Source organism: Trueperaceae bacterium (genome assembly GCA_031581195.1).
In the GTDB taxonomy this organism is placed as follows: domain Bacteria; phylum Deinococcota; class Deinococci; order Deinococcales; family Trueperaceae; genus SLSQ01.
Map to the genome: position 1 here is coordinate 17,701 of JAVLCF010000005.1, position 22,643 is coordinate 40,343.

At 72.5% G+C, this 22,643-nt stretch carries 22 protein-coding genes; 16 read left to right on the top strand and 6 right to left on the bottom strand.

Annotation, left to right across the window (positions count from 1 at the left end; genetic code table 11):
* Positions 1-28: 28 nt before the first annotated feature.
* From RI554_01055 to RI554_01070, 4 genes are all read right to left on the bottom strand, one after another.
* A complete protein-coding gene (locus tag RI554_01055) occupies positions 29-901 on the bottom strand; it encodes an MBL fold metallo-hydrolase (GenBank protein MDR9390597.1) in 873 nt (290 codons plus the stop codon).
* Entirely contained in the window at positions 898-1,842 is a 945-nt protein-coding gene (locus RI554_01060; protein ID MDR9390598.1) for a carbohydrate kinase family protein, read from the bottom strand. Before RI554_01060 ends, RI554_01055 begins: the two co-directional genes overlap by 4 nt.
* Positions 1,843-1,930: 88 nt before the next feature.
* Entirely contained in the window at positions 1,931-2,791 is an 861-nt protein-coding gene (gene rsmA, locus RI554_01065) for a 16S rRNA (adenine(1518)-N(6)/adenine(1519)-N(6))-dimethyltransferase RsmA (GenBank protein ID MDR9390599.1), read from the bottom strand.
* A complete protein-coding gene (locus RI554_01070) occupies positions 2,788-3,279 on the bottom strand; it encodes a CarD family transcriptional regulator (protein MDR9390600.1) in 492 nt (163 codons plus the stop codon). Before RI554_01070 ends, rsmA begins: the two co-directional genes overlap by 4 nt.
* 92 nt (positions 3,280-3,371) lie before the next feature.
* On the opposite strand from RI554_01070, the gene RI554_01075 reads away from it, so the two are divergent.
* The gene (locus RI554_01075) at positions 3,372-3,797 is read left to right on the top strand and encodes an OsmC family peroxiredoxin (protein ID MDR9390601.1); all 426 of its coding nucleotides are present in this window, start codon (positions 3,372-3,374) and stop codon (positions 3,795-3,797) included.
* On the opposite strand, the gene RI554_01080 is transcribed toward RI554_01075, so the two are convergent.
* A complete protein-coding gene (locus RI554_01080; protein MDR9390602.1) occupies positions 3,769-5,688 on the bottom strand; it encodes an ABC transporter transmembrane domain-containing protein in 1,920 nt (639 codons plus the stop codon). The genes RI554_01075 and RI554_01080 overlap by 29 nt on opposite strands.
* Before the next feature lie 191 nt (positions 5,689-5,879).
* Here RI554_01080 and RI554_01085 point away from each other — a divergent pair, with 191 nt between their 5' ends.
* The 3 genes from RI554_01085 (at position 5,880) to RI554_01095 (ending at position 9,523) form a co-directional block, all read left to right on the top strand.
* Positions 5,880-7,241 carry an ABC transporter substrate-binding protein gene (locus tag RI554_01085; GenBank protein ID MDR9390603.1) on the top strand — a complete coding sequence of 454 codons (1,362 nt, stop codon included), beginning with the start codon at positions 5,880-5,882 and terminating at the stop codon, positions 7,239-7,241.
* A 117-nt stretch (positions 7,242-7,358) separates the two neighbouring features.
* On the top strand, positions 7,359-8,372 hold the full coding sequence (locus RI554_01090) for a sugar ABC transporter permease (GenBank protein MDR9390604.1): 1,014 nt from the start codon (positions 7,359-7,361) through the stop codon (positions 8,370-8,372).
* Complete coding sequence (locus tag RI554_01095; GenBank protein MDR9390605.1) at positions 8,369-9,523, top strand: carbohydrate ABC transporter permease; 1,155 nt, start codon at positions 8,369-8,371, stop codon at positions 9,521-9,523. The genes RI554_01090 and RI554_01095 overlap by 4 nt, the downstream gene beginning before the upstream one ends.
* 51 nt (positions 9,524-9,574) lie before the next feature.
* Here RI554_01095 and ruvB read toward each other — a convergent pair whose 3' ends face one another.
* The gene (ruvB, locus tag RI554_01100) at positions 9,575-10,558 is read right to left on the bottom strand and encodes a Holliday junction branch migration DNA helicase RuvB (GenBank protein MDR9390606.1); all 984 of its coding nucleotides are present in this window, start codon (positions 10,556-10,558) and stop codon (positions 9,575-9,577) included.
* Between the two features lie 64 nt (positions 10,559-10,622).
* Here ruvB and purU point away from each other — a divergent pair, with 64 nt between their 5' ends.
* From purU to RI554_01160, 12 genes are all read left to right on the top strand, one after another.
* Complete coding sequence (gene purU, locus RI554_01105; GenBank protein MDR9390607.1) at positions 10,623-11,510, top strand: formyltetrahydrofolate deformylase; 888 nt, start codon at positions 10,623-10,625, stop codon at positions 11,508-11,510.
* Positions 11,511-11,607: 97 nt separating this feature from the next.
* Positions 11,608-12,201 (top strand): phosphoribosyltransferase family protein, encoded by a 594-nt coding sequence (locus RI554_01110; GenBank protein MDR9390608.1) that lies wholly within the window; start codon positions 11,608-11,610, stop codon positions 12,199-12,201.
* A 4-nt stretch (positions 12,202-12,205) separates the two neighbouring features.
* Complete coding sequence (dnaG, locus tag RI554_01115) at positions 12,206-14,065, top strand: DNA primase (GenBank protein ID MDR9390609.1); 1,860 nt, start codon at positions 12,206-12,208, stop codon at positions 14,063-14,065.
* 208 nt (positions 14,066-14,273) lie between these two features.
* Positions 14,274-14,594 (top strand): V-type ATPase subunit subunit G family protein, encoded by a 321-nt coding sequence (locus RI554_01120; protein ID MDR9390610.1) that lies wholly within the window; start codon positions 14,274-14,276, stop codon positions 14,592-14,594.
* The gene (locus RI554_01125; protein MDR9390611.1) at positions 14,591-16,573 is read left to right on the top strand and encodes a V-type ATPase 116kDa subunit family protein; all 1,983 of its coding nucleotides are present in this window, start codon (positions 14,591-14,593) and stop codon (positions 16,571-16,573) included. Before RI554_01120 ends, RI554_01125 begins: the two co-directional genes overlap by 4 nt.
* Positions 16,570-16,875: a V-type ATP synthase subunit K gene (locus tag RI554_01130; GenBank protein ID MDR9390612.1), complete on the top strand. Its 306-nt coding sequence runs from the start codon at positions 16,570-16,572 to the stop codon at positions 16,873-16,875. The genes RI554_01125 and RI554_01130 overlap by 4 nt, the downstream gene beginning before the upstream one ends.
* A gap of 5 nt (positions 16,876-16,880) precedes the next feature.
* Positions 16,881-17,462, top strand: a complete 582-nt coding sequence (locus tag RI554_01135) for a V-type ATP synthase subunit E (protein ID MDR9390613.1) — start codon at positions 16,881-16,883, stop codon at positions 17,460-17,462.
* Positions 17,463-18,473, top strand: a complete 1,011-nt coding sequence (locus tag RI554_01140; GenBank protein ID MDR9390614.1) for a V-type ATPase subunit — start codon at positions 17,463-17,465, stop codon at positions 18,471-18,473.
* Positions 18,466-18,792 (top strand): V-type ATP synthase subunit F, encoded by a 327-nt coding sequence (locus RI554_01145; protein MDR9390615.1) that lies wholly within the window; start codon positions 18,466-18,468, stop codon positions 18,790-18,792. Before RI554_01140 ends, RI554_01145 begins: the two co-directional genes overlap by 8 nt.
* Positions 18,793-18,807: 15 nt before the next feature.
* Complete coding sequence (locus RI554_01150) at positions 18,808-20,547, top strand: V-type ATP synthase subunit A (GenBank protein MDR9390616.1); 1,740 nt, start codon at positions 18,808-18,810, stop codon at positions 20,545-20,547.
* Between the two features lie 8 nt (positions 20,548-20,555).
* The gene (locus tag RI554_01155) at positions 20,556-21,980 is read left to right on the top strand and encodes a V-type ATP synthase subunit B (protein MDR9390617.1); all 1,425 of its coding nucleotides are present in this window, start codon (positions 20,556-20,558) and stop codon (positions 21,978-21,980) included.
* A gap of 8 nt (positions 21,981-21,988) precedes the next feature.
* A partial coding sequence (locus RI554_01160; protein ID MDR9390618.1) for a V-type ATP synthase subunit D occupies positions 21,989-22,643 on the top strand: 655 nt, incomplete at its 3' end.

A 22,643-nucleotide genomic window follows, 5' to 3' on the forward strand; every position in this document is an offset into this window, starting at 1 on the left:
GCGGTCCCCTCGCCCGACCGGCCCTCCGTCAGGCGCCCGGCATCGCGACGTACGGACCCGCCTCGTCCTCCCCGACGTGCGCGATCCGGCGGGCGCGCAGCAGCGACGCGAGCGACGCCAGCAACGCCCCGCGTACGAAGCGCTCCGCGTCGGGCGGCACCGCCCCGTACAGGGTCGCCTGCAGGGCGTCCAACGTCGTCGGCTCCGCGAGGGTGCGCACGATCGCTTCGAGGCGCGCCCGACGGTGCGCCGCCGCCGCGTCGAGCGCGGCGGCGGGATCGTCGATCGCGTCGCCGTGCGCCGGCCCCAGGATCCGGGGGCCGCGCGCCCGGATCCGCGCGAGGCTCGCCAGGTAGGCGTCGACGTCCCCGTGCGGGGTCCCCACCCAGGCGCCACCGCGCCCCGTCAACAGGTCGCCGACCAACAGCGCGCCGTTCGCGTCCGCCTCCTCCGCCGCGTCGGTCTCGACGGCGAACGCCAGGTGGCCGGGCGCGTGCCCGGGCGTGTGCAGGGCCCGGACGCGGCGCCCGGCGAGCGGCAGCGCCCGCGCGTCCCCCGTGGGGACCGCCCGCACGCCCGAGGGCAGGCGGTCCGCTTCGGCCGGGTGGACGTGGACCGGGACGTCCCCGAGCCGCGCGAGCAGCGCAGGGAGGCCGGCGACGTGGTCGGGGTGCGTGTGCGTGAGGGCGACGCGGTCGACGTCGGTCGCGCCGCGCGCCGCCGCCCACGCCAGCAACGCGTCGGCGTCGGCGGGGTCGCGGAAGCCGGGATCGATCAGCAGGCCGCGCCCGCCGTACGTGATCAGGCCGGACCAGGTCGCGTCGAAGGGGGGGAGGGTGTCGCTCGGGAGGGCGCGCTGCCAGAGGCCGCTCGCGAGGCGGCGCTCACCTCCCGCGCTCACCCGTCCGGCAACGCCAACGCGCGCGCTTCGCGACGCAACGTCGCGGCGTCGAGGTCGCGGCGTTGCGCCCCGATCTCGGTCGTGTTCCACGCCCCCGCGACGTTCCCGAACGCCGCCGCCTCGAGGAGGTCGTACCCCAGGACCGTCGCGTGCGCGAAGGCGGCGGTGTAGTAGTCGCCCGCGCCGGTCGTGTCGACGACCCCCTCGATCTCGTACGGATCCACGAGCTCCGAGCGGTCGGGCGTGATGACGATCGAGCCCATCTCGCCGACCTTCACCACGAGGTGGTCGATGCCGTGCCCCGCGAGGCCCGACACCGCCTCGGAGATGCTGGACGTGCCGGTGAGGGCGAACAGTTCCTTTTCGTTCATGAGCAGGTGGTCGACCTTGCGTACCAGGCCGATGAGGCGGCCCTGGAGGGCGTTCACCGCCCCGGTCCCCATGTCGACGAACGTCGTGGCGCCCGCCGCCGCCGCCATCTCGAGCGCCTTGACGGCGTAGTCGCGCTGCGGTCCCCCGACGAGGCTGTAGGCGCTCATGACCAGGCCGTCGAGCCCCTCGAACGTCGCTTCGCTCAACGCGCTGGCGTCGAGCTCGCGGCTGGCGCCGACCGCCGTCACCATCGTGCGTTGCGTGTCCGGGGTGACGAGGATCGTGACGCTACTGGTTTGACGGTCGTCGTCGACCTGGATCAGGTCGCTCGACACCCCCGCGGCGCGGACGTTCGCGAGTGCCAGCTCGGAGAACGGCCCGGTCCCGACGCGCGTCGCGATGCGCACGTCGTGCCCCAACCGCGCGAGGGCGGTCGCCAGGGTGCCGCCGGCCCCGCCGGGCTCCATGACGGCCCGCGTCGCGGTGGTCTCGCCGCCCGGCTCGGGGACCGCGTCCACGAAGTACATTTGGTCGACGGTCGCGTCCCCGACGACGAGGAGGTCAGCCATGGTGCCCTTCCGCCGGCGTCGGCCGGCCACGTGACGTTGCGCACGAGAGGATAGCCCGGCGGCCGGGGGGCTGTCGACGGACCCCGCGTCAGGCGCCCCCCGGCGCCGTGCCGTCCGCCGCCTCGAGCGGCGGCAGACGCCCGGCGAACGTCCGCCAGGTGGCCAGGTCGAGCACCTCGGCGCGCACCTGCGCGTCGAGCCCCTCGGCCGCCAGGGCGGCGTCGACCGCGGCGCCGTCCAGGCCCGCCGCCACCAGGTTCTTGCGGAGGGTCTTGCGGCGGTGCCGGAAGCCGGCCCGCACCAACGCGAACGTCGCGGGGTCGGGCCCGACGCCGGGCCGCGGGTCGAGACGCAGGATCGAGCTCGTCACCTTCGGGGGCGGCAGGAACGCGCCGGGCGCGACGTCGCGCACGATGCGCGCCTCGGCGTAGTGGCGACACAGCAGGCTGAACGCCCCGAAGTTCGGCTCGCCCGGGGCCGCCACGATCCGTTCGGCCACCTCGCGCTGGACGAGCACCGCGATGCGGGCGTAGCGGCCCGACGCCAACGCCGCGGCGAGGACGGCGGTCGCGACCTGGTAGGGGAGGTTGGCGATCAGGTGCGCCCCCTCCGGCATCGTGGCGTGATCGAAGGCGACCGCGTCGGCGCGGCGCACCTCGACGTTCGGCGCGTCCCCGACGACCTCCTCGAGGGCGGGCAGGAGCCGCGCGTCGAGCTCGAGGGCGAGGACGTGCACGTCGCGTGCGGCGAGCTCCGCCGTCAACGCGCCGAGCCCGGGCCCGACCTCGAGGACGTGCGTGCCGGGCGGGGGATCCGCGGCGTCCGCGACGGCGCGCAGCGCGGCGCGGTCGACGAGGAAGTTCTGGCCGTAGCGTTTGTCGGGCGACAGCCCGTGGCGGGCGAGGAGCGCCCGAACGTCGCGGGCGGAGCCCAGGTCGGGTCGGCTCACGCCTCGCGGCGGGCGAGCACCGCGTCGAGGCGGGCGGCGGCCTCGTCGAGGGACGCCCCGGACGCGACCGCGAACTCCCCGACGAGGCGGGCCTTGGCGGCCTCGAGCAGGTCGCGTTCGGTGGAGGCGAGCCCCTTCTCGCGGTCGCGGTGCGTCAGGGTCCCCACGAGGCGCGCCAGGGCGTAGGCGTCGCCGCCGTCGAGGATCTCGCGTTCGGCGCGGTGGCGCGGCGGCCAGGCGTTCGGGAGGCGCGTCTCTTCGCGCAGCAGGACGTCCTCGAGGCGCGCGAGTTCGCTGGCGTCCACGGCGGCGCGCAGCCCCACCGCCTCGACCTTCGCGAGGGGCACGAGCATCTCCATGCCGCCCCGGACGAACCCGATCTTCAGATACGTGTGGCGCTCGCCGAGCACGTCGCGGGTCTCGACGTCCAGGACCGTGCCGGCGCCTTGCGCGGGGTACACGACGGCGTCGCCGACCTCGAAGTTCACGCCGGGAAGGTACCACGGCGCGGGTGCGCGCCCCGTGCGCGTCCGGTACAGTCGCGACGTCCCGCGCACGTTCGCGGGCGGAGGGAGACCCCATGCCGATCCGCAGCGGCCGCGCCACCTGGCGCGGCGACCTGAAGTCCGGACACGGACGCGTCGACGTCGAGAGCGGCACGTTCGACGCCGACTACTCGTTCCCCTCGCGCTTCGAGGCCGGGGAGGGCACCAACCCCGAGGAGCTCCTCGGGGCGGCGCATGCCGCCTGCTTCGCGATGGCGCTCAGCAACCTGATGGCGGGGGAGGGGCATTCCCCGGAGCGCGTCTCCGCGGAGGCGCGGGTGCACCTGAGCACCGACGGTGGGGCGCACCTGGAGCGCATCGAGCTGGTGTGCGAGGCGGAGGTGCCCGACCTCGACGCCGACGCCTTCCGCGGCTACGCCGAACGGGCGAAGGAAAGCTGCCCGGTCAGCAAGGCGTTGGCGGCGACGCCGATCAGCCTCGAGGCGACCCTGCTGGATTGAGGTCCGCGCCGGCCTCCGCCCCGTCGCGGGGGTCGGTCCGGAACTGCGTCTCGAACAGCGTCCGGTAGAGCCCCGTCCGCGCGACGAGGGCGTCGTGCGGCCCGAGCTGCACCAGGCGGCCGTCGTCGACGACGGCGATCCGGTCGGCTCCGCGGATGGTGGAGAGGCGGTGCGCGATCACGAGGCTCGTGCGTCCGCGCATGAGCACGTCGAGGGCCGCCTGGATGGCGGCCTCCGACTCCGCGTCCAGGCTGGAGGTCGCCTCGTCGAGCACGAGGACGGCGGGGTCCTCGAGCAACGCGCGGGCGATGGCGATGCGTTGGCGTTGCCCGCCGGACAGCCGCAGCCCGCGCTCCCCGACGACGGTGTCGAGGCCCTGCGGCAGCGCGTCGACGAAGCCGTCGGCGCGGGCCGCGACGAGCGCCTCGCGGACGTCGCCGGCGGTCGCGTCGGGGCGGGCGTAGCGCACGTTCTCGCGGACGCTGCCGGAGAACAGCTGCACCTCCTGCGGCACCAACCCCACCATGCCGCGGACGTCGCTCGGGGCGGCGTCGCGCACGTCGACGCCGCCCAGCCGCACGGAGCCGTACTGCGGATCGAAGAAGCGGGGGAGGAGCGATGCGAGGGTGCTCTTGCCGGCCCCGGACGGCCCCACGAGGGCGACGACCTCGCCCGGGGCGAGGGTGAGCGACACGCCGCGCAGGACCCACGGGTCGTCGTCCGCGGCGCCGTCCGCCGCACCGTCCGCCGCACCGTCCGCCGCACCGTCCACCGCGTCGCTCGGCCGCGCGAGGGCGGGCCCGTAGCGGAACCAGACGTCCTCGTAGCGGACCTCGGGCACGCCGCGGGGGAGGGACACCGGGGCGGCGGGGGCGGGCAGGTCGCTGGGTTCGTCGAGCAGGTCGAAGATGCGCCGCGACGCGCCGAGCCCCTCCTGGATCTGCGCGAACAACCCCGTGAAGCTCGCGACGGCGCCGGCGACGAACAGGGTGAGCAACAAGAATGCGACCAGGTCGCCGGGCGCGAGGGTGCCGGCGAGTACCTCGCGTCCCCCGACCCAGAACACGAGCGTCACGGCGGCCGACATCGCGAGGATGACGGTGGGGACGAACACGGCGCGCACCGCGACGCGGCGCAGGGCGAGGCGCCAGGCGGCGTCCACGCCGCCGGCGTAGCGCGCCCGCTCGACGTCCTCGGCGACGGACGCCTGCACGACGCGGACGTTGGCGATCGCCTCCTCGGCGTCGGCGTTGGCGTCCGCGACGCGGTCCTGGAAGTCGCGGGAGAGGCGCCGGAGGCGCCGCGCGAAGAAGGCGCCGGCGAGGATGACGGGGGGCAGGACCGCGAGCATGACGACCGTCAGGCGGGCGTTGACGACGAGCAGGGCGGCCGCCCCCCCGAGCAGGGTGACGCCCTGGTTCACCGCCTGCGCGAGGGCGGTGGAGACGAGGCCCTGCACCGTCGCGACGTCGCTGGTGAGGCGGCTGGTGATCTCGCCGGTCTTGCGGCGCAGAAAGAACGCCGGCGCCAACCCCATGAGGTGGTCGAAGACGGTCGTGCGCAGCGTCGCGACGACGCGCTCCCCGATGCGTCCGAGGAGGTAGACGCGAACGAAGTTGAAGGCGGCCTGCAGGGCGAACAGGCCGAGCAGGATCGCGGCGATGCGGCCGGGGGCGGGCCCGCCGGCCGCGGGGGCGTCGCCGGCGAACGCGGTGTTGAACAGGTCGCGGGCGAGCAGCGGGAAGGCGATCTGCACGCCGCTCGCGAGGAAGGTCGCGGCGAGGGCGGCGGCGAGGGCGGCGCGGTGGGGCGCGAGGAACGCCGCGAGGCGGCGCAGGTGGGCGAGGTCGACCCGGCCGCCGGACGGCGGCGCGTCGCTGCGGGGGCGCATGGGGGGAGGGTATCCGACCCGCGTCGCGGCGCCGGTCGCGGGGCGCGGGTGGGGTGACGTGCGGATGCCGCGCCGGCGCAAAAGCGTGTGGTACCCTACGCCTACGCGCGACGGAGAATTCGTGTCGGTGCCGGGCCTCCCGGGACCGCGAAGCGCCGTCGCGACGCCACTGCAAGGAAAGGGGATCGACCATGATCACATCCACCCTCCGCCGCATTCTTCTCGCGCTCGGGGTCGTGGGCCTGCTCGGGTCCGCCGTCGCGCAGGACCTCGTCTTCCCGATCGGCGAGGACGACCGGTTCGACTGGGCCAGTCTGGAGCGCTTCGAGGCGCTGGACCTGACCGGGCAGACGATCGAGGTCTTCGGCCCCTGGCTGACGGTCGACGAGGAGCTCGTCAACAGCGTCTTCGCCTACTTCGAGCACGCGACCGGCGCCGAGATCGAGTACGCCGGCAGCGACAGCTTCGAGCAACAGATCGTGATCGACGTGCAGGCCGGCAGTCCGCCCGACCTGGCGGTCTTCCCGCAGCCGGGCCTGGCCGCCGACCTGGCGTCGCAGGGCGCCCTCGAGCCGCTCGGGGCGTCGCTGGAGCAGTGGACGCGCGAGAACTACGCCGCCGGCGACTCCTGGGTCGATCTCGGCACGTACGCCGGGGAGGACGGGGAAGAGGACTTCTACGGCTTCTTCTACAAGGTCGATGTCAAGAGCCTCGTCTGGTACTCCCCCGACAACTTCGCGGACGCCGGCTACGAGATCCCCGAAACCATGGAGGAACTCATCGCCCTGAGCGACCAGATCGTCGCGGACGGCGGGACGCCGTGGTGCATCGGTCTGGGGTCGGGCGACGCGACCGGCTGGCCGGCGACCGACTGGGTCGAGGACATCATGCTCCGGACGCAGGAGCCGAGCGTGTACGACCAGTGGGTCGAGCACGCCATCCCGTTCGACGACCCGCGCGTCGTGAACGCGATTCAGACCTTCGGGTCGTTCGCGAAGAACGACGCGTGGGTGCAGGGCGGCGCGCAGGGCGTCGCGTCGACCGACTTCCGCGACAGCCCGCAGGGCCTGTTCGACGTCCCGCCCGGGTGCTACATGCACCGCCAGGCGAGCTTCATCCCGTCGTTCTTCCCCGAGGACGCCGAGCTCGGGCTGGACGTGGACTTCTTCTACTTCCCGCCGTTCGAGGCGGAAGACCTCGGGCGTCCCGTTCTCGGGGCCGGCACGGTCTGGGGCATGACGGACGAGAACCCGGCCGCGCGCGAGCTTCTGGACTTCCTCACGACGCCGCTGGCGCACGAGATCTGGATGGCGCAGTCCGGCTTCCTCACGCCGCACTCCGGGGTGAACCTCGACGCGTACGCGAACGATACGCTGCGCGGCCAGGGCGAGATCCTGCGCAACGCCACGACGTTCCGCTTCGACGCCTCCGACCTGATGCCGGGCGCGATCGGTGCGGGCGCCTTCTGGACCGGCATGGTGGACTACGTCGGCGGCGAAAGCGCCGAAGAGGCGGCCGCCGGCATCGAAGAGGCGTGGCAGTCGCTCGAGTGACGCCGCGCGTCCCCTGAACGACGCCACGGTTCGGCGGAGCGGCTTCGGCCGCTCCGCCGAACGCCATCCCCGCCCCGCCGGTGCGGGCGCGGGGGACCCGGAAACGAGGGGAAGCTCGTGATCGAACAAGTGCTGTCGGCGTTGCTGGCGGTGGTCGCGGCGATCGGCGCGAGCGTCACGTACTTCTACGGAAGCAACTGGCTGCTCGATCGCCTCGTCACCGACCGCCGGACCGCCGACGGAACCTACGTCTCGAGGCAGAAGACCCGCGACGCCGTCCGCCCCTGGTTGTTCCTCGCCCCCGCCCTCCTGGTGTTGGGCGTCTACCTCGTCTACCCGGTCGTCGAGACGTTGCGGCTGAGCTTCTTCGGCAAGAGCGGCGACGGCTTCGTCGGCCTCGCCAACTGGACGTGGGCGGTCGGTAACGACGGCGTCCGCACCGCCGTCCGCAACAACGTCGTGTGGCTGCTCGTCGTACCGTCGCTCAGCACCGTCTTCGGGCTGCTGGTCGCGACCCTCGCCGACCGCGTCGCCTGGGGCAACGTCGCGAAGAGCCTGGTGTTCATGCCGATGGCGATCTCGTTCGTCGGCGCCAGCGTCATCTGGAAGTTCGTCTACGACTACCGCGGGGCCGGCTCGGAACAGATCGGGATCCTGAACGCGCTCGTCGTCGCGCTCGGCGGCGAACCGCAAGCGTGGATCACCGTCGAGCCGTGGAACAACTTCCTGCTCATGGTGATCCTCGTGTGGATCCAGACCGGCTTCGCGATGGTGATCCTCAGCGCCGCGCTGCGCGGCGTGCCGGAGGAGACCATCGAAGCGGCCCGCATCGACGGCGCCAGCGACGTCGCGGTGTTCTTCCGCATCATCATCCCGCAGATCTTCAGCACCATCCTCGTCGTGTGGACCACCATCACGATCGTCGTGCTCAAGATCTTCGACATCGTCGCGGCGATGACGAACGGCCAGTGGGGCACCGAGGTCCTCGCGAACGCCATGTACAACTGGATGTTCCGCGGCGGTGGGCACTTCGGTCGCGGCAGCGTCATCGCGCTCATGATCATGATCGCCGTCATCCCGATCATGGCGTACAACATCCGCCGTTTCCGCGAAGAGGAGGCCCGCCGATGAACCGCCGCGTCCTCGGCCTCCCTCTCACGTGGGGGAAACTCCTCGTGCACCTCGGCCTCGCCGCCATCGTGATCGTGTGGACCGTCCCGACCCTCGGGCTGTTCGTCAGTTCGCTGCGCGACAAGGACCAACTCATCACCAGCGGCTGGTGGACGGCGTTGACCGCGTCGGAACAGACCGCCGCGGGGCGCCTCCTGGGGCGCGACGCGGAGGCGACCGACGACGGGCGCTTCGTCCTGCGCGGCGACCTGCTGGAGGCCGAGAACCGCCGCATCGTCGCCTTCGGGCTCGACCAGACCGACCTGCGCGCGCACGCGCCGGGCGACGCCGTCGAGCTCGGGGGCCTCACCTTCACGCTGTTCGAGGACGGTACCTACGAAGCGACGTCGCCGACCCCCATCGCGGAGGACTACCGCGAACGGGTGTTCTACGTCGAAGCGATCCCGCCGACCTTCACCCTCGCCAACTACCGCGAGGTGCTCCGGAGCGAGGGGATCGACCGGGCGTTCATCAACACCTTCACCGTCACGATCCCCGCGACCGTCATCCCCATCCTCATCGCCGCGTTCGCGGCGTACGCCTTCGCCTGGATGAAGTTCCCGGGCCGCCAACTGTTCTTCGCCATCGTCGTCGGCCTGCTCGTCGTGCCGCTGCAGATGTCCTTGATTCCGCTCCTGCGGATGTACAACGACATCGGTGCGGCGTTCGGGGTGCCGTCCAAGACGTACCTCGGCATCTGGTTGGCGCACACCGCGTTCGGCTTGCCGTTGGCGGTGTACCTGCTGCGCAACTACATCGGGGGGCTGCCGCGCGACATCATCGAGTCGGCGCAGCTCGACGGTGCGTCCCACTTCGACGTCTTCACGCGGCTGGTGTTGCCCCTCTCCGTCCCGGCGCTCGCCTCGTTCGCGATCTTCCAGTTCCTGTGGGTCTGGAACGACCTCCTCGTTGCGCTGGTGTTCCTCGGCAAGGGCGAGGACCAGATCGTGTTGACCTCGAAACTCCGCGAGATGCTCGGGTCGCGCGGCGACAACTGGGAGATCCTCACCAGCAGCGCGTTCGTCTCCATCCTCGTGCCCCTCATGGTGTTCTTCGCCCTGCAGCGGTACTTCGTGCGGGGCCTCCTGGCGGGGTCGGTCAAGGGCGGCTGACCGCCCGCCGCGCCCGTCGAGGCGGCCGGCCCCTCCGGGGGCCGGCCGCCCTCACGTCGCGTCGAACAGGCCGTCGGCTTCGGGCGGCGGCGCCAACCCCAAGTGCCGGTACGCCGCCGCGGTCGCGACCCGCCCCCGGGCGGTGCGGTGCAGCAACCCCCGCTGGATCAGGAACGGTTCGTACACCTCCTCCAGCGTCGCGCGGTCCTCCCCGATCGCGGTCGCGAGCGTGCCCAACCCGACCGGCCCCCCGGCGAAGCCCTCCACGAGGTGGCGCAGCAGCGTCCGGTCGCGGGCGTCGAGCCCCGCGACGTCGATGCCGAGCTCGTCGAGGGCGTCGCGGGTCCGCGCCAGGTCGATCCGCGCTTCGCCGGCGACCTCGGCGTAGTCGCGGACGCGGCGCAACAACCGCTTCGCGATCCGCATCGTGCCGCGCGAGCGGCGCCCGATCTCCAGCGCCGCGTCGGGCGCCAGCTCGAGCCCCAACAGGTCCGCGTCGCGCGTCACGCCCTCGGCGAGCTCCTCGTCGCGGTAGTACTCGAGGTGCTCGAGGATCCCGAAGCGGCTGCGCAACGGCCCCGTGATGAGGCCGGGGCGGGTCGTCGCCCCGATGAGGGTGAAGCGCGGCAGGTCCAGACGCAACGTCCGCGCCGACGGGCCCTGCCCCAACACCAGGTCGATCGCGAAGTCCTCCATCGCGGGGTAGAGGTGCTCCTCCGCCGCCCGCCCGAGCCGGTGGATCTCGTCGATGAACACGACGTCGCGCTCCTGGATGGCGTTCGTGAGGATCGCCGCGAGGTCGCCCGGCTTCTCGATCGCCGGCCCGCTGGTGATGCGGATGCCGACCCCGAGCTCCTCGGCGACGATGTGCGCGAGCGTCGTCTTGCCGAGGCCCGGCGGGCCGTGCAGCAGCACGTGATCGAGGACGTCCTCGCGGCCCTTCGCCGCCTCCAGGTAGACGCGGAACTTCTCCTTCAGCGCCGCCTGACCGACGTACGCGTCCAGCGTCCGGGGGCGGAGGGCGGCGTCGTCCACGCGACGAAGCGTACCACCGGCCCGCGGCGCGCCCCGCGGCCGGCCGGGCGCGGTACCGTGCCCCGTGACCTCCACGGCCCGCACCCGACGCGACGCGCGCCTGCTCGTCGCCTGCGAAGACCGGCCCGGCATCGTCGCCGCGACGTCGGGGTTCCTCGCGGCGCGCGGCGCGAACCTGCTCGGCGCGTCGCAACACACGACCGACCCCGAGGGCGGCACCTTCTTCATGCGCATGGCGTTCCGGCTTCCGGGCACCCCCGACGCGCCCGACGCCGCCGCGCTGCGCGCGGCGTTCGACGCGGAGGTGGCGACGCCGTTCGGAATGGACGCCCGCCTCGTCGTCGATCCGCACCCCCGGCGCACCGCGATCCTCGTCTCGAAGGCGGACCACGCCCTGCTGGAATTGTTGTGGCGGTGGCGCAACGGCGAGCTGGACGCCGACGTCCGCGTCGTGATCTCCAACCACGACGCCCTGCGCGACGTCGTCGAGGGGTTCGGCGTGCCGTTCGTGCACCTCCCGATCGAGCCCGGCGCCAAGGAGGCGCAGGAGGCCCGCATCGAGCAACGCCTCGCCGACGACGCCATCGAACTCGTCGTGCTGGCCCGCTACATGCAGATCCTCTCGCCGGGGTTCGTGGCGCGCTGGCCGCAGCGCATCGTCAACATCCACCATTCGTTCCTCCCGGCGTTCGTCGGGGCGGCGCCCTACCGGCAGGCGTACGAGCGGGGCGTGAAGCGGATCGGGGCGACCGCGCACTACGTCACGCACGAACTGGATCAGGGCCCGATCATCGCGCAGGACGTCGCCCCCGTCAGCCACCGCGACTCGGTCCGCGACCTGGTCCGCATCGGCAAGGAGGTCGAGCGGACGGTGCTGGCGCGCGCCGTCGATGCGCACCTCGCCGACGCGATCCTCGTGCACGGCAACAAGACCGTCGTCTTCGACGCCTGAGGCGTTCCCTACGCCGTCCGGGGTGCGGACCCCGGACGGCGGACGCGGTAGCATGCCGGACGGACCGCCGGCCGCCGGCCGGCGCCGGAGGCCCCCCATGGATCCAGCCCACCCCGCGAGCGACGCCGTCCCCGCCCACCACCGCATCACGATCGGCACGACGACCCGCGACCTTCCCGTCGTCGACGTCGGCGGGGTGTCGGTCGCCCTCCTGAACCTGTTGGGCGACACCGACCTCGTCGAGGCCGCCGCGGAGGCGCTCGAGGCCGCGATGCCCGACGGCGTCGAGGCGTTCGTGACGCCGGAGGTGAAGGCCGTCCCGCTCGCGCACGCCCTGTCCCGCCGGACCGGCGTGCCGTACGTCGTGATCCGCAAGACGGAGAAGCCGTACATGGTCGACGCGATCGCGCGGACGGTGACGAGCATCACCACCGGCGCCCCGCAGGACCTCGTCCTCGACGGCGGCGACGTCCCCCGCCTCCGCGGGCGCCGCGTCGCGATCGTCGACGACGTCGTGTCGACCGGGGGGACGCTGCACGGCCTGATCGAGTTGCTCGAGCACGTCGGCGCCGAGGTCGTGACGACGATGGTCGTCTTCACCGAGGGCGACCCCCGCGACGACGTCGTGTCGCTCGGGCACCTGCCGTTGTACCCCGCCGCCGCGGGGGACGACGGACGCGAAGCGAGCTGATTCGTTGGCGAACGACGACGTCAAGGAACGCATCCGCGCCGCCCTGGACTTGGGTGAGGTGGTCGCCGAAACCGTCGCGCTGAAGCCCGCGGGGCGGGAGCGCCTCAAGGGCCTCTGCCCGTTCCATTCCGAGAAGACGCCGTCGTTCCACGTCCACACCGGCAAGGGCTTCTACTACTGTTTCGGGTGCGGGGCGAAGGGCGACCTGTTCGATTTCGTCATGCAGACGCAGGGCGTGGAGTTCGGGGATGCGCTGCAGCTCCTCGGGCGGCGCGCCGGCATCGAGGTGGAGCCGCAGGCCCCGAGCGGCGCGTCGCAACGACGCCGCGACCTGGTGGCGGTCAACGCCTGGGCGGAGGCCTGGTTCCGTGCGCGCCTCCACGCGCCCGAGGGTGCCGACGCGCTCGCCTACCTCCGCGGGCGCAAGCTGAGCGACGCGACGATCGACGCGTGGGGGCTCGGCTACGCCCCCGACGGCTGGGACGGCCTGCTGCGCGCGGCGTTGACCGAAGGCCTGCGCGAGGAGGACCTGCTCGCGGCGGGGCTGTTGAGCGAGAACGAGCGGGGGCGCCGCTACGACCGCTTTCGGGGGCGCGTCACGTTCCCGATCCGTGACCGCTTGGGGCGCACCGTCGGCTTCGCCGGCCGGGTGTTGGGCGACGACGTCCCCAAGTACCTCAACACCCCCGAAACCGACCTGTTCGACAAGGGCTCGCTGCTGTACGGCCTCGACCGGGCTCGCCCCGCCATCCGCGAGGCGGGGGAGGTGCTCGTCGTCGAGGGCTACATGGACGTCCTCGCGCTCCACCAGACCGGGTTCGAGACGGCGGTCGCGGCGCTCGGGGCGACGTTGACCGAGGCGCAGGCGCAGGCGTTCTCGCGTCTCGGGGTGCAGCGCGTCCGGTTGGCCTTCGACGCCGACGAGGCGGGCCAGCGGGCGGTGTTGTCGGGCTTGGACCAGTCGGTCGGTCGGCGCTTCCTCGTCGAAGCGGTCACGGTGCCGTCCGGCAAGGACCCCGCCGACGCCGTCCTCGACGGCGACGTCGAGGCGTTCCGCGCGGCGTTGGCCCAGGGGCAGAGCGAGGTGGCGTTCCGCTTCCGCAGCGTCGTGGACGGCGCCGACCTCACGACGCCCGAGGGGCGCCGCGAGGTGCTCGAGACGCTCGCGCCGTCCCTCACGCCGCGCGACCTGCACGACGAGGTCGCCGCGGAGATGCGCCGCCTCGTCGTCGAGGCGCTCGACCTCGACGAGAAACGCCTGCTCGCCTGGCTGGAGAGCCGCGGGTCGAAGCGCTTGGACGCGACGCAGGTCCGGGGGATGGAGCGGCGGGTCGCGGCGCCCGAGGGGGTCGCGGGCATCGAGGTGGAGATCATGGCGCTGCTGCTGCGCGAGCCCGGCCGCCTCGCGGGGCGCCTGCCCGACGTCCTCGCGCAGGTCCCGAGCGAGCTGGAGCCGTCGAAACTCCGCGAGTTCGCCGCGATCTGCGCGGAGGAGGGCTACGATCCCGACGCGGTCCTGGCCCGCTACCGCGAGCGGGAGGAGGGCGACCTGTTGTTCGCCCGCGCCTTCGACGAGGACGACGGCGGGCCGGTCGACCGGCGCGCCCAGCTGGAGCGGCACCTGGAGACGTCGCTGGCGCGGCTGCGCGAGCGGGTGCTGGAGCGCGGCACCGAAGCGATCCGTGGGCGCCTCGAGGCGCGCGTCGAGGAGATCCGCGCGCTCCTGGCGAAGCCGGACCTCGACGACGCGACGTTGCAGGCCTGCTACGCCGAACTCGCGGAGCTGCAGGGTGCCCTCGCGGCGCGCGAAGCGGAACGGCGGGTCCGCGCGCGGCGCGGGGTGGGCGGCGGCCGCCGCCGCTGACGCCGAAGCGAAGAAGCGACCTCCAGGACGGCACTCACGCGAGCGCCCACCGGCGCGGCGCGCGTTGACACCCTGCGAAGCGCCTTGGTACTCTCGTGCGGCAGCGCACGAGCGGGGTCCAGGCCCCCCGCGCGGTGTTCCGTACGAGATTCAGCACGGTGCCCGCCGTCGCGCGGTTCGGCGAGGGTCGGGACGAGAGGAGGGGCGGTTGGACGCTCAGGGAGACAACCTGCTGCAACGCCTCGTGGAACAGGAACGCACCCTCGACCAGCGCGTCGAGGCCGCCAAGGCGGAAGCCGAGACGCTGATCGAGGAGGCGCGCCGCACCGCGGCCACCCGCCTCGAGGAGGCGAAACGGCGCGCCGACGCCCTCGCGCGGGAGACCGCGGAGGCCGCCGAACGCGACGCCGAGGCGGAGCGCCACGCCATTCTGGAGGCCGCCGAGGCGGACGCCGCGACGGTCGCGGCGCAGGCCGACGCGCGCCTCGACGCCGCCGTGGGCGCGGTCCTGGAGCGCGTCCTGCCGTGATCGCCCCCATGGACCGGCTCACGGTCGTCGGCCGCCGCAGCGCGGCGCGCGAGGTGCTGCAGTCGCTGCAGAGCCTCGGCGCGGTGCACGTCGACCCGATCGACCCCGAGGCGTACGCCGACCTCGCCCGCAACGACCTCGCCGGCGCCGACCGCGAGGCGGCGGACGGCTGGGCCGCGGCGCTCGAGCACCTCGAGACGCTGCGCAGCGTGCTCGGCGTCGAGAAGGCCGAGCCGCTGCCCCGCAGCGACGTCGCCACCGACCTCGCCACGATCGCCTCGACGCTGAACGACCTGCGCGCGAAGGTCGACGCGATCCTCGCCGAGCGCACCGCGGCGCGCGAGGAGCTCGCCACGATCGCCGAGGCGCTCCCGCCGTTGCGGGCCGTCGCGCCGACGCTCGCGCAGCTCGAGGAAAGCGACCGGCTCGCCGGCCTCGCCTTCCTCGCGCCCGCCGACGTCGTCGCCGCCGTCCGCGACGACCTGAACGCCGCGCTCGAGGAGCGCGTCGAGCTGGCCGACCAGGCGTTCGGCGAGCAACGGCTCGCCGTCGTCGTCACCCTCCACCGCGACGAGGAGGCGCTCCGCGCCGCCCTCTCCCGCGCCGGGGTCGCCCCGCTCGCCCTGCCCGCGAAGTACCGCGGCGAGGGCGTCGCGAAGGCGGTCCACACGATGGAGGAGCGCGACGGCCAGCTGCCGAAGCGGCTCGAGTCGCTCGAGGCGCAACTCACCAAGCTGGGCCAGCAGCACGGCCCGACGTTGGCCGCCTGGTGGTCGGTCGTCCGCAACCACCACGCCCGCTACGAGCGGATGGGCGACCTGGCGACGGGAACGTACGCCTTCGCCCTCCAGGGGTGGGTGCCGAGCGACGAGGTCAAGAAGGTCGCCGACGGACTCAAGATGCAGTTCGGCGAGGACGTCGTCCTCGACCACCGGCCGGCGGACGACCACCACGACGCCGGCGTCCCCACGAAGCTCGACAACCCCGGCTGGATGCGACCGTTCCAGGGGTTGTTGTCGCTGTTCGCCCCGCCCGCCTACGGGGGGTTCGACCCCACGTGGACGCTGGCGGTGTTCTTCCCGCTCTACTTCGGGATCGTCGTCGGCGACATCGCCTACGGGCTGATCTTCCTCACGATCGGCCTCTGGCTCCGGCGCCGCGGGTCGCGCGGCCGCGAGCTCGACCTCGGGCCGCTCGGGGTCGTCATTCCGGCCCGCAACCTGACCGGCATCGGCACGGTGATCAACTGGGCCGCCGGCTGGTCGATCGTCTGGGGCGTCGTCTACGGCGAGTTCTGGGGCAACTTCCTCGAGAAGTGGCCCAAGGGCCAGCCGGTCTTCTACCCCGGCGACAAGGGGATCTTCGAGATCCTGTTGTTCCGCGTCGAGGTGTTCACCCCGCTCCTCGTTCTGACCCTCGGGTTCGGGACGCTGCAGGTCCTGCTCGGGTGGGGCATCCGCGCCTACTACGGCGCGAAGCACCACGACCGCGCGCACACGTGGGAGGGCATCGGCATGGTCGCGGGCATCGCCGCGATCGTCGTCGTCGCCGCGGGTTACCTCACCGGGACCCTGGGGGCCGCGATCTACGCCGTGGCTGCGGCGTTGGCGGCGGTGTTCCTGCTCGGGGTCGTGATCTCCGGCCTGCCGTTGATGCTCGTCGAGGTCATCAGCAACGCCGGCAACATCCTCAGTTACCTTCGTCTGTTCGCGGTGGGTCTGTCCGCCGCCCTCGTCGCCAACCTCGGGACCAACGCCGGCTTCGCGCTCAACGACGCCGTCGCGCTGCCCCTGCTCGGGGAGGCCCTCGGGGTCCTCGTGGCCGTCGTGATCAACCTCGCCGCGGTCATCCTCACCATCGTCGGCCACACCCTGCAGCCCCTGCGTCTGCAGTACGTGGAATTCTTCACCAAGTTCGGCTTCTACGAAACGAGCGGCCGAGCGTACCAGCCCTTCCGGCTCCTTGGAGGAAAAGCATGAAGCAGATCGCCCGCACGTCCGCCCTGATCCTCGTCGCCACCCTCGTCGGCCTCGCCTTCGCGCAGGACGGCTCCGGCGCCACCATCGGCGACGGCATGATCGCGCTCGGCGCCGCACTCGCCATCGGCGTCGCCGCCATCGCGGTCGGCATCGCGCAGTCCGCCATCGGCTCCGCCGGCGCCGGCCTGCTCGCCGAGCGGCCCGAGGCGTTCGGTCAGATCCTGATCTACCTCGTCATCCCCGAAACCATCATCATCTTCGCGTTCGTCATCGCGTTCTTCCTCAACGCCCAGATCGGCTGACCGGCATGGCGGATCTGGCTGCTCTGCTTGACAAAGAAGCGAGCGCGGAGATCGACGCCATCCTCGCGGAGGCGCGGGAACGCGCCTCCGCGATCGTCGCCGACGCCGACGCGGAGGCGGAAGCGATCGTCGCGAAGCGCGAGCGCGGCGCGAAGGCCGCCCGCGAGGCGACCCTCGTGCGGGCGCGGAGCGCGGCGCAGTTGGCGGCCGCATCGACGCGGCTGCAGGCGCAACAGCGCGCCATCCAGTCGGTCTTCGAGGCCGTCGAAGCTCGCTTCGCCGACCTCCCGAACGACGCGGAGCGCTACCGCGGCCTGATGGACGCCCTGCTGCGCGAAGCGGTCGAGGGGGTCGGCGGCACGCCGACCGCGATTCGGGTGGCGCCCGGCGACGTCGATCTCGCCCGCGAGGTCGCGACCGCCGCCGGCGTCGACGCCGAGGTGCAGGCCGCCGACGACGTGCGGTCCGGCGTGCGCGTCGTGGCGGGCAGCGTGAGCGTGGAGAACACCCTCCCCGCCCGCCTCGAGGCGCTCCGCGACGAGCTCGCGTCCGACGTCGCGCGGGTCCTCGAAGGCCCGGAGGCCTGAATGGCGAACGACTTCGGCTACGTCAACGCGCGGGTCCGCGGCATGAAGGCGCGGCTGCTCGGGGACGACGCCTACCGCGCCGCGCTGGAGGCGAGCGACTTCGGGGCCTTCCGGGCCCTGCTCACCAATTCGCCGTACGGCGGGGCGCTCGAGCGGACGGCGGACGCGGGGCGCGGCCTCGCGGGCGTCGACCGGGCGTTGGCGGAGGCGTTCCACGCCGATGCCGAACGCCTCCTGGCGTACGCCGGCGGGGACGCGAAACGCATGATCGCCGCGCTGCTCCGCCGCTACGACCTCGAGGACCTCAAGACCGTCGCGCGTGCGGTGCACGCCGGGCGCGACCTGGGGGACGTCGGGGACGCGCTGCAGGGGGCGGGCGAACTGCGGCCCAAGACCCTCGAGGCGGTCGCCGCCGCGCCCGACCTGCCGAGCGCCGCGCAGGTGGTCGCCGCGACCGGGCACCCGCTCGGGCCCGCCTTCGTGCGGGCGGCGCGGACCTACGCCCAGGACGGCGATCTGCTCGCCTTCGAGGTGGCCCTCGACGGCGCCTTCTTCGCGTCGCTCACGCAGACCGCGAAGGCGGTCGGGGCGCCCGCCTTCGACGCCTACGTCGCGCGTACCCTCGACGCGGCGAACCTGCGGACGGCGCTCAAGATCGCGGGCCGCGACGTGGACGCCGACGCGCTGTTCCTGCCCGGCGGGCGGGACGTCGGCCGCGACGCCTTCGACGCGCTGGCGGGAGGCGGGCTCTCCGCCCTCGCGCAGGTCGAGCTGGGCGCCTTCGCGTCGGTCGCCACCGCGGAGGACCTGTCCGGCGTCGAGCGCGCCATCCGCGCGGTGCAGGCGCGCGAGGCGCGCCGCGCCGCGATCCGCGACCCGCTCGGGATCGGGGTCGTCGTGCGCTACCTGCGCGACCGCGAGGAGGAGGGCGCGACGTTGCGTCTCCTCGCCCGCGCGGCGTACTACGGCGTCCCCCGCGCGCATCTGGAGAAGGAGCTCGGGCATGCCTGAAGTCGTGGTGTTCACCGACGAGGAGACGGCGACCGGCTACCGCCTCGCCGGCGTCGAGGTCCGCGTCGCCGACCCGGACGACGCCACCGCCGCCCTCAACGCCCTCGTCGAGGAGGACCGCTACGGGCTCGTCGTCGTCGACGAGGGGCTCGTCCCCGACCCGGTCGGGGCGACCGCGCGCACCATGCGGGGGCGGGACCTGCCCGTCCTCCTGCCGGTCCCCAGCCTCGGGGCGGCGTTCGACGAGGAAGCCGACGCGACGACCTACATGAAGGAGCTGGTGCGGAGCGCGATCGGCTTCGACATCAAGCTCGAGTAGAGGAGAGTCAGGGACATGGCCATTCAAGGAACCATCGCGAGGATCTCCGGTCCGGCCGTCATCGCCGAAGGCATGATGGGGGCCCGCATGTACGACATCGTGCGGGTCGGGACCGAGAACCTCGTCGGAGAAATCATCCGCCTCGACGGCGACACCGCCTTCGTGCAGGTCTACGAGGACACCGGCGGCCTGACGGTCGGCGAACCGGTCGTGTCGACCGGCCTGCCGCTCGCCGTCGAGCTCGGGCCCGGCATGCTGAACGGCATCTTCGACGGCATCCAACGCCCCCTCGACAAGATCCAGGAGGCGTCGGGCACCTACATCGATCGCGGCCTGACGGTGAACTCGCTGTCGCGCGACGCGACCTGGACGTTCACGCCCAGCGTCGCGGTGGGCGACGAGATCGCGCCGGGGCAGGTCATCGGGACCGTCCCGGAGTTCACCTTCACCCACAAGATCCTGGTGCCGCCCGGCATGGGCGGGACCGTGAAGAGCGTCGTCGGCGAAGGCGACTACACCGTCGACGACCCGGTCGTCGTCCTCGAGGACGGCACCGAACTCAAGATGGCGCACCCCTGGCCGGTCCGCCAGGCGCGCCCGGTCGGCGAGAAGCTCGACCCCGTCACGCCGTTCCTGACCGGCATGCGCATCCTCGACGTGTTGTTCCCCCTCACGATGGGCGGGACCGCGGCGATCCCCGGCCCGTTCGGGTCGGGCAAGACCGTCACGCAGCAGTCGATCGCGAAGTACGGCAACGCCGACATCGTCGTCTACGTCGGCTGCGGCGAGCGCGGCAACGAGATGACCGACGTCCTCGTCGAGTTCCCCGAGCTCGAGGACCCGCAGACCGGCAACCCGCTCATGCAGCGCACAGTGTTGATCGCCAACACCTCCAACATGCCGGTCGCGGCGCGCGAAGCGTCGATCTACACCGGCATCACCCTCGCGGAGTACTTCCGCGACCAGGGCTACAGCGTCTCGATCATGGCGGACTCCACCAGCCGCTGGGCGGAGGCGCTCCGCGAGATCAGCTCCCGCCTGGAGGAGATGCCGGCGGAGGAGGGCTACCCGCCCTACCTCGCCTCGCGCCTCTCCGCCTTCTACGAGCGCGGCGGTCGCGTCACGACCCTCGCCGGGGAGCAGGGCGCCGTCAGCATCATCGGAGCGGTCAGCCCCGCCGGCGGGGACTTCTCCGAACCGGTGACGCAGGCGACGCTGCGCATCACCGGCTGCTTCTGGGCGCTGGACGCGTCGCTGGCCCGCCGGCGGCACTTCCCCGCCATCAACTGGAACCGCTCCTACTCGCTGTTCAAGGACGGCCTCGACGCCTGGTACCGCGAGAACGTCGCGGAGGACTACCCGGAGTTGGTCGACCAGGCGGTCGACCTGCTGCAGCGCGAAGCGGACCTGCAGGAGGTCGTGCAGCTCGTCGGGCCGGACGCCCTCCAGGACGCCGAACGCCTCGTCATCGAGGTCGGCCGCATCCTGCGCCAGGACTTCCTGCAGCAGAACGGCTTCGACCCCATCGACGCCTCGTGCAGCCTGAGCAAGGCCTACGGCCTGCTGCAGTTGATGCTGAAGACGTACGAGCAGGCCCGTGCCGCGCTCGAGGCGGGCGCCACGGTCGACGACGTGATCGGCGCACCGGTCATCGAGCGGGTGAACCGCGCGCGCTACGTCGCCGAAGAGGAGTTCCCCGCCTACCGCGACGAGGTCGCCGCCGAGCTCGAACAGGGCTTCGCGGTGCCGGCGTAAGGAGCATCGTGAGCGACAAGAACCTACTCAAGAAGGCGTACACCGACGTCAGCTACGTCTCCGGCCCGCTGTTGTTCCTGCAGAACGCCCCGGACCTGAGCTACAACGCGATCGTCAACATCGAGGACGCCCAGGGCCGCATGCGCGGCGGGCAGGTCATCGAGGTCAGCAAGGAGTACACGGTCCTGCAGGTCTTCGAGGAGACCTCCGGCATCGACCTCTCCTCGACCACGGTCAGCCTCGTCGAGAACGTCGCGCGGCTCGGGGTCTCCAAGGACATGATCGGCCGGCGCTTCAACGGGATCGGGGAACCGATCGACGGCCTGCCCGACGTCGTCGCCGACCAGCGCGTCCCGATCGGTGGGGCGCCCATCAACCCCGTCGCGCGGCAGAAGCCCGAGGAGTTCATCCAGACCGGCGTCAGCACCATCGACACGTTGATCAGCCTCGTGCGCGGCCAGAAGCTGCCGATCTTCAGCGGCTCCGGCCTGCCGGCGAACGAGCTGGCGGCACAGATCGCGCGTCAGGCGACCGTCGTCGGGGAGGACACCGAGTTCGCGGTCGTGTTCGCCGCGATGGGCGTCACCCAACGCGAGTTGACGTTCTTCACGCAGGAGTTCGAGCGGACCGGCGCCCTCGCGCGCTCGGTGTTGTTCCTCAACAAGGCGGACGACCCCGCCGTCGAGCGGATCCTCACGCCCCGCATGGCGCTCACCGCCGCGGAGTACCTCGCCTTCGAGCACGACTACCACGTCCTCGTCATCCTCACCGACATGACGAACTACTGCGAGGCGTTGCGCGAGATCGGCGGGGCCCGCGAGGAGATCCCCGGCCGCCGCGGCTACCCCGGCTACATGTACACCGACCTCGCCGGCATCTACGAACGCGCCGGCGTCGTGACCGGCAAGAAGGGGTCCGTGACGCAGCTGCCGATCCTGTCGATGCCGGACGACGACGTCACCCACCCGATCCCCGACCTCACGGGCTACATCACCGAGGGGCAGATCTACCTCGCGCGCGACCTGCACAACAAGGGCGTCTACCCGCCCATCAACCCCGGTCCGTCGCTGTCGCGCCTCATGAACAACGGGATCGGCGAGGGCAAGACCCGCGACGACCACAAGAACGTCGCCGACCAGCTGCAGGCGGCGTACGCCAACGGCCTCGACCTGCGGCGCCTCGTCGCGATCACCGGGGAGGATGCGCTGTCGGAGACCGACAAGCTGTACCTGAAGTTCGCCGACGACTTCGAGCGGGACTTCGTGGATCAGGGCACCGGCAACCGCACGGTCGAGGAGTCCCTGCAGATCGCCTGGGCGACCCTCACGAAGCTGCCCAAGAGCGAACTGACGCGCCTGAAGAACGAACAGATCGACACGTACTACGGCGCCAAGATGGAGGAGTTGTGGGGCGCCGCCGACGAGGCGGTGTGAGGTAGCCCATGGCCGAATCCATCGCCCCCACCCGCTCGAACCTCCTCGCGCGCCGCGACCAGCTGAAGCTGGCCGGTCGCGGCGCGGACCTGCTCAAGCGCAAGCGCGACGCGTTGATCGCGGAGTTCTTCGACCTCGTCAAGGCGTCGCTCGAGGCGCGCCGGGCGCTGCAGGAGGCGAGCCGGGAGGCGTACTTCGCGCTGTTCCTCGCCAACGCCTGGGACGGGCCCGAGGCGGTGCGCAGCGCCGCGCTCGCCAGCCCCACCGGCCTCGACGTCGACGTGAAGGTCGAGAACCTGTTCGGCGTGAAGGTCCCCGAGGTGCAACCCCCCACCTTCGACACCGCCGTCCCGTTCAGCCCCATCGGGGCGGGCGCACGGACCCTGGACGCGTCGCAGGAGTTCCGCAAGCTCACCGAAGCGATCGTGCGCGTCGCGGCGACCGAGACGCGCCTGCGGCGCATCGGCGAGGAGATCAACAAGACGAACCGCCGCGTCAACGCCCTCGAGCAGCTCGTGATCCCCGGCATTCGCCACCAGATCAAGAGCATCCGCAGCGTGCTGGACCAGCGCGCCCTCGAGGAGGTCACGACCCTCAAGAAGATCAAGGCGAAGCTCGAGGCGAAGAACGAAGCGGCTCGCGCGTCGCACGACGCCGCCGCCT

Excerpts from the sequence above, each read along its gene's own strand:
- RI554_01060 (MDR9390598.1), bottom strand. The coding sequence starts at position 1,842 with ATGGCTGACCTCCTCGTCGTCGGGGACGCGACCGTCGACCAAATGTAC.
- RI554_01075 (MDR9390601.1), top strand. The coding sequence starts at position 3,372 with ATGCCGATCCGCAGCGGCCGCGCCACCTGGCGCGGCGACCTGAAGTCC.
- RI554_01080 (MDR9390602.1), bottom strand. The coding sequence starts at position 5,688 with ATGCGCCCCCGCAGCGACGCGCCGCCGTCCGGCGGCCGGGTCGACCTC.
- RI554_01085 (MDR9390603.1), top strand. The coding sequence starts at position 5,880 with ATGATCACATCCACCCTCCGCCGCATTCTTCTCGCGCTCGGGGTCGTG.
- RI554_01095 (MDR9390605.1), top strand. The coding sequence starts at position 8,369 with ATGAACCGCCGCGTCCTCGGCCTCCCTCTCACGTGGGGGAAACTCCTC.
- RI554_01110 (MDR9390608.1), top strand. The coding sequence starts at position 11,608 with ATGGATCCAGCCCACCCCGCGAGCGACGCCGTCCCCGCCCACCACCGC.
- RI554_01130 (MDR9390612.1), top strand. The coding sequence starts at position 16,570 with ATGAAGCAGATCGCCCGCACGTCCGCCCTGATCCTCGTCGCCACCCTC.
- RI554_01135 (MDR9390613.1), top strand. The coding sequence starts at position 16,881 with ATGGCGGATCTGGCTGCTCTGCTTGACAAAGAAGCGAGCGCGGAGATC.
- RI554_01140 (MDR9390614.1), top strand. The coding sequence starts at position 17,463 with ATGGCGAACGACTTCGGCTACGTCAACGCGCGGGTCCGCGGCATGAAG.
- RI554_01145 (MDR9390615.1), top strand. The coding sequence starts at position 18,466 with ATGCCTGAAGTCGTGGTGTTCACCGACGAGGAGACGGCGACCGGCTAC.
- RI554_01150 (MDR9390616.1), top strand. The coding sequence starts at position 18,808 with ATGGCCATTCAAGGAACCATCGCGAGGATCTCCGGTCCGGCCGTCATC.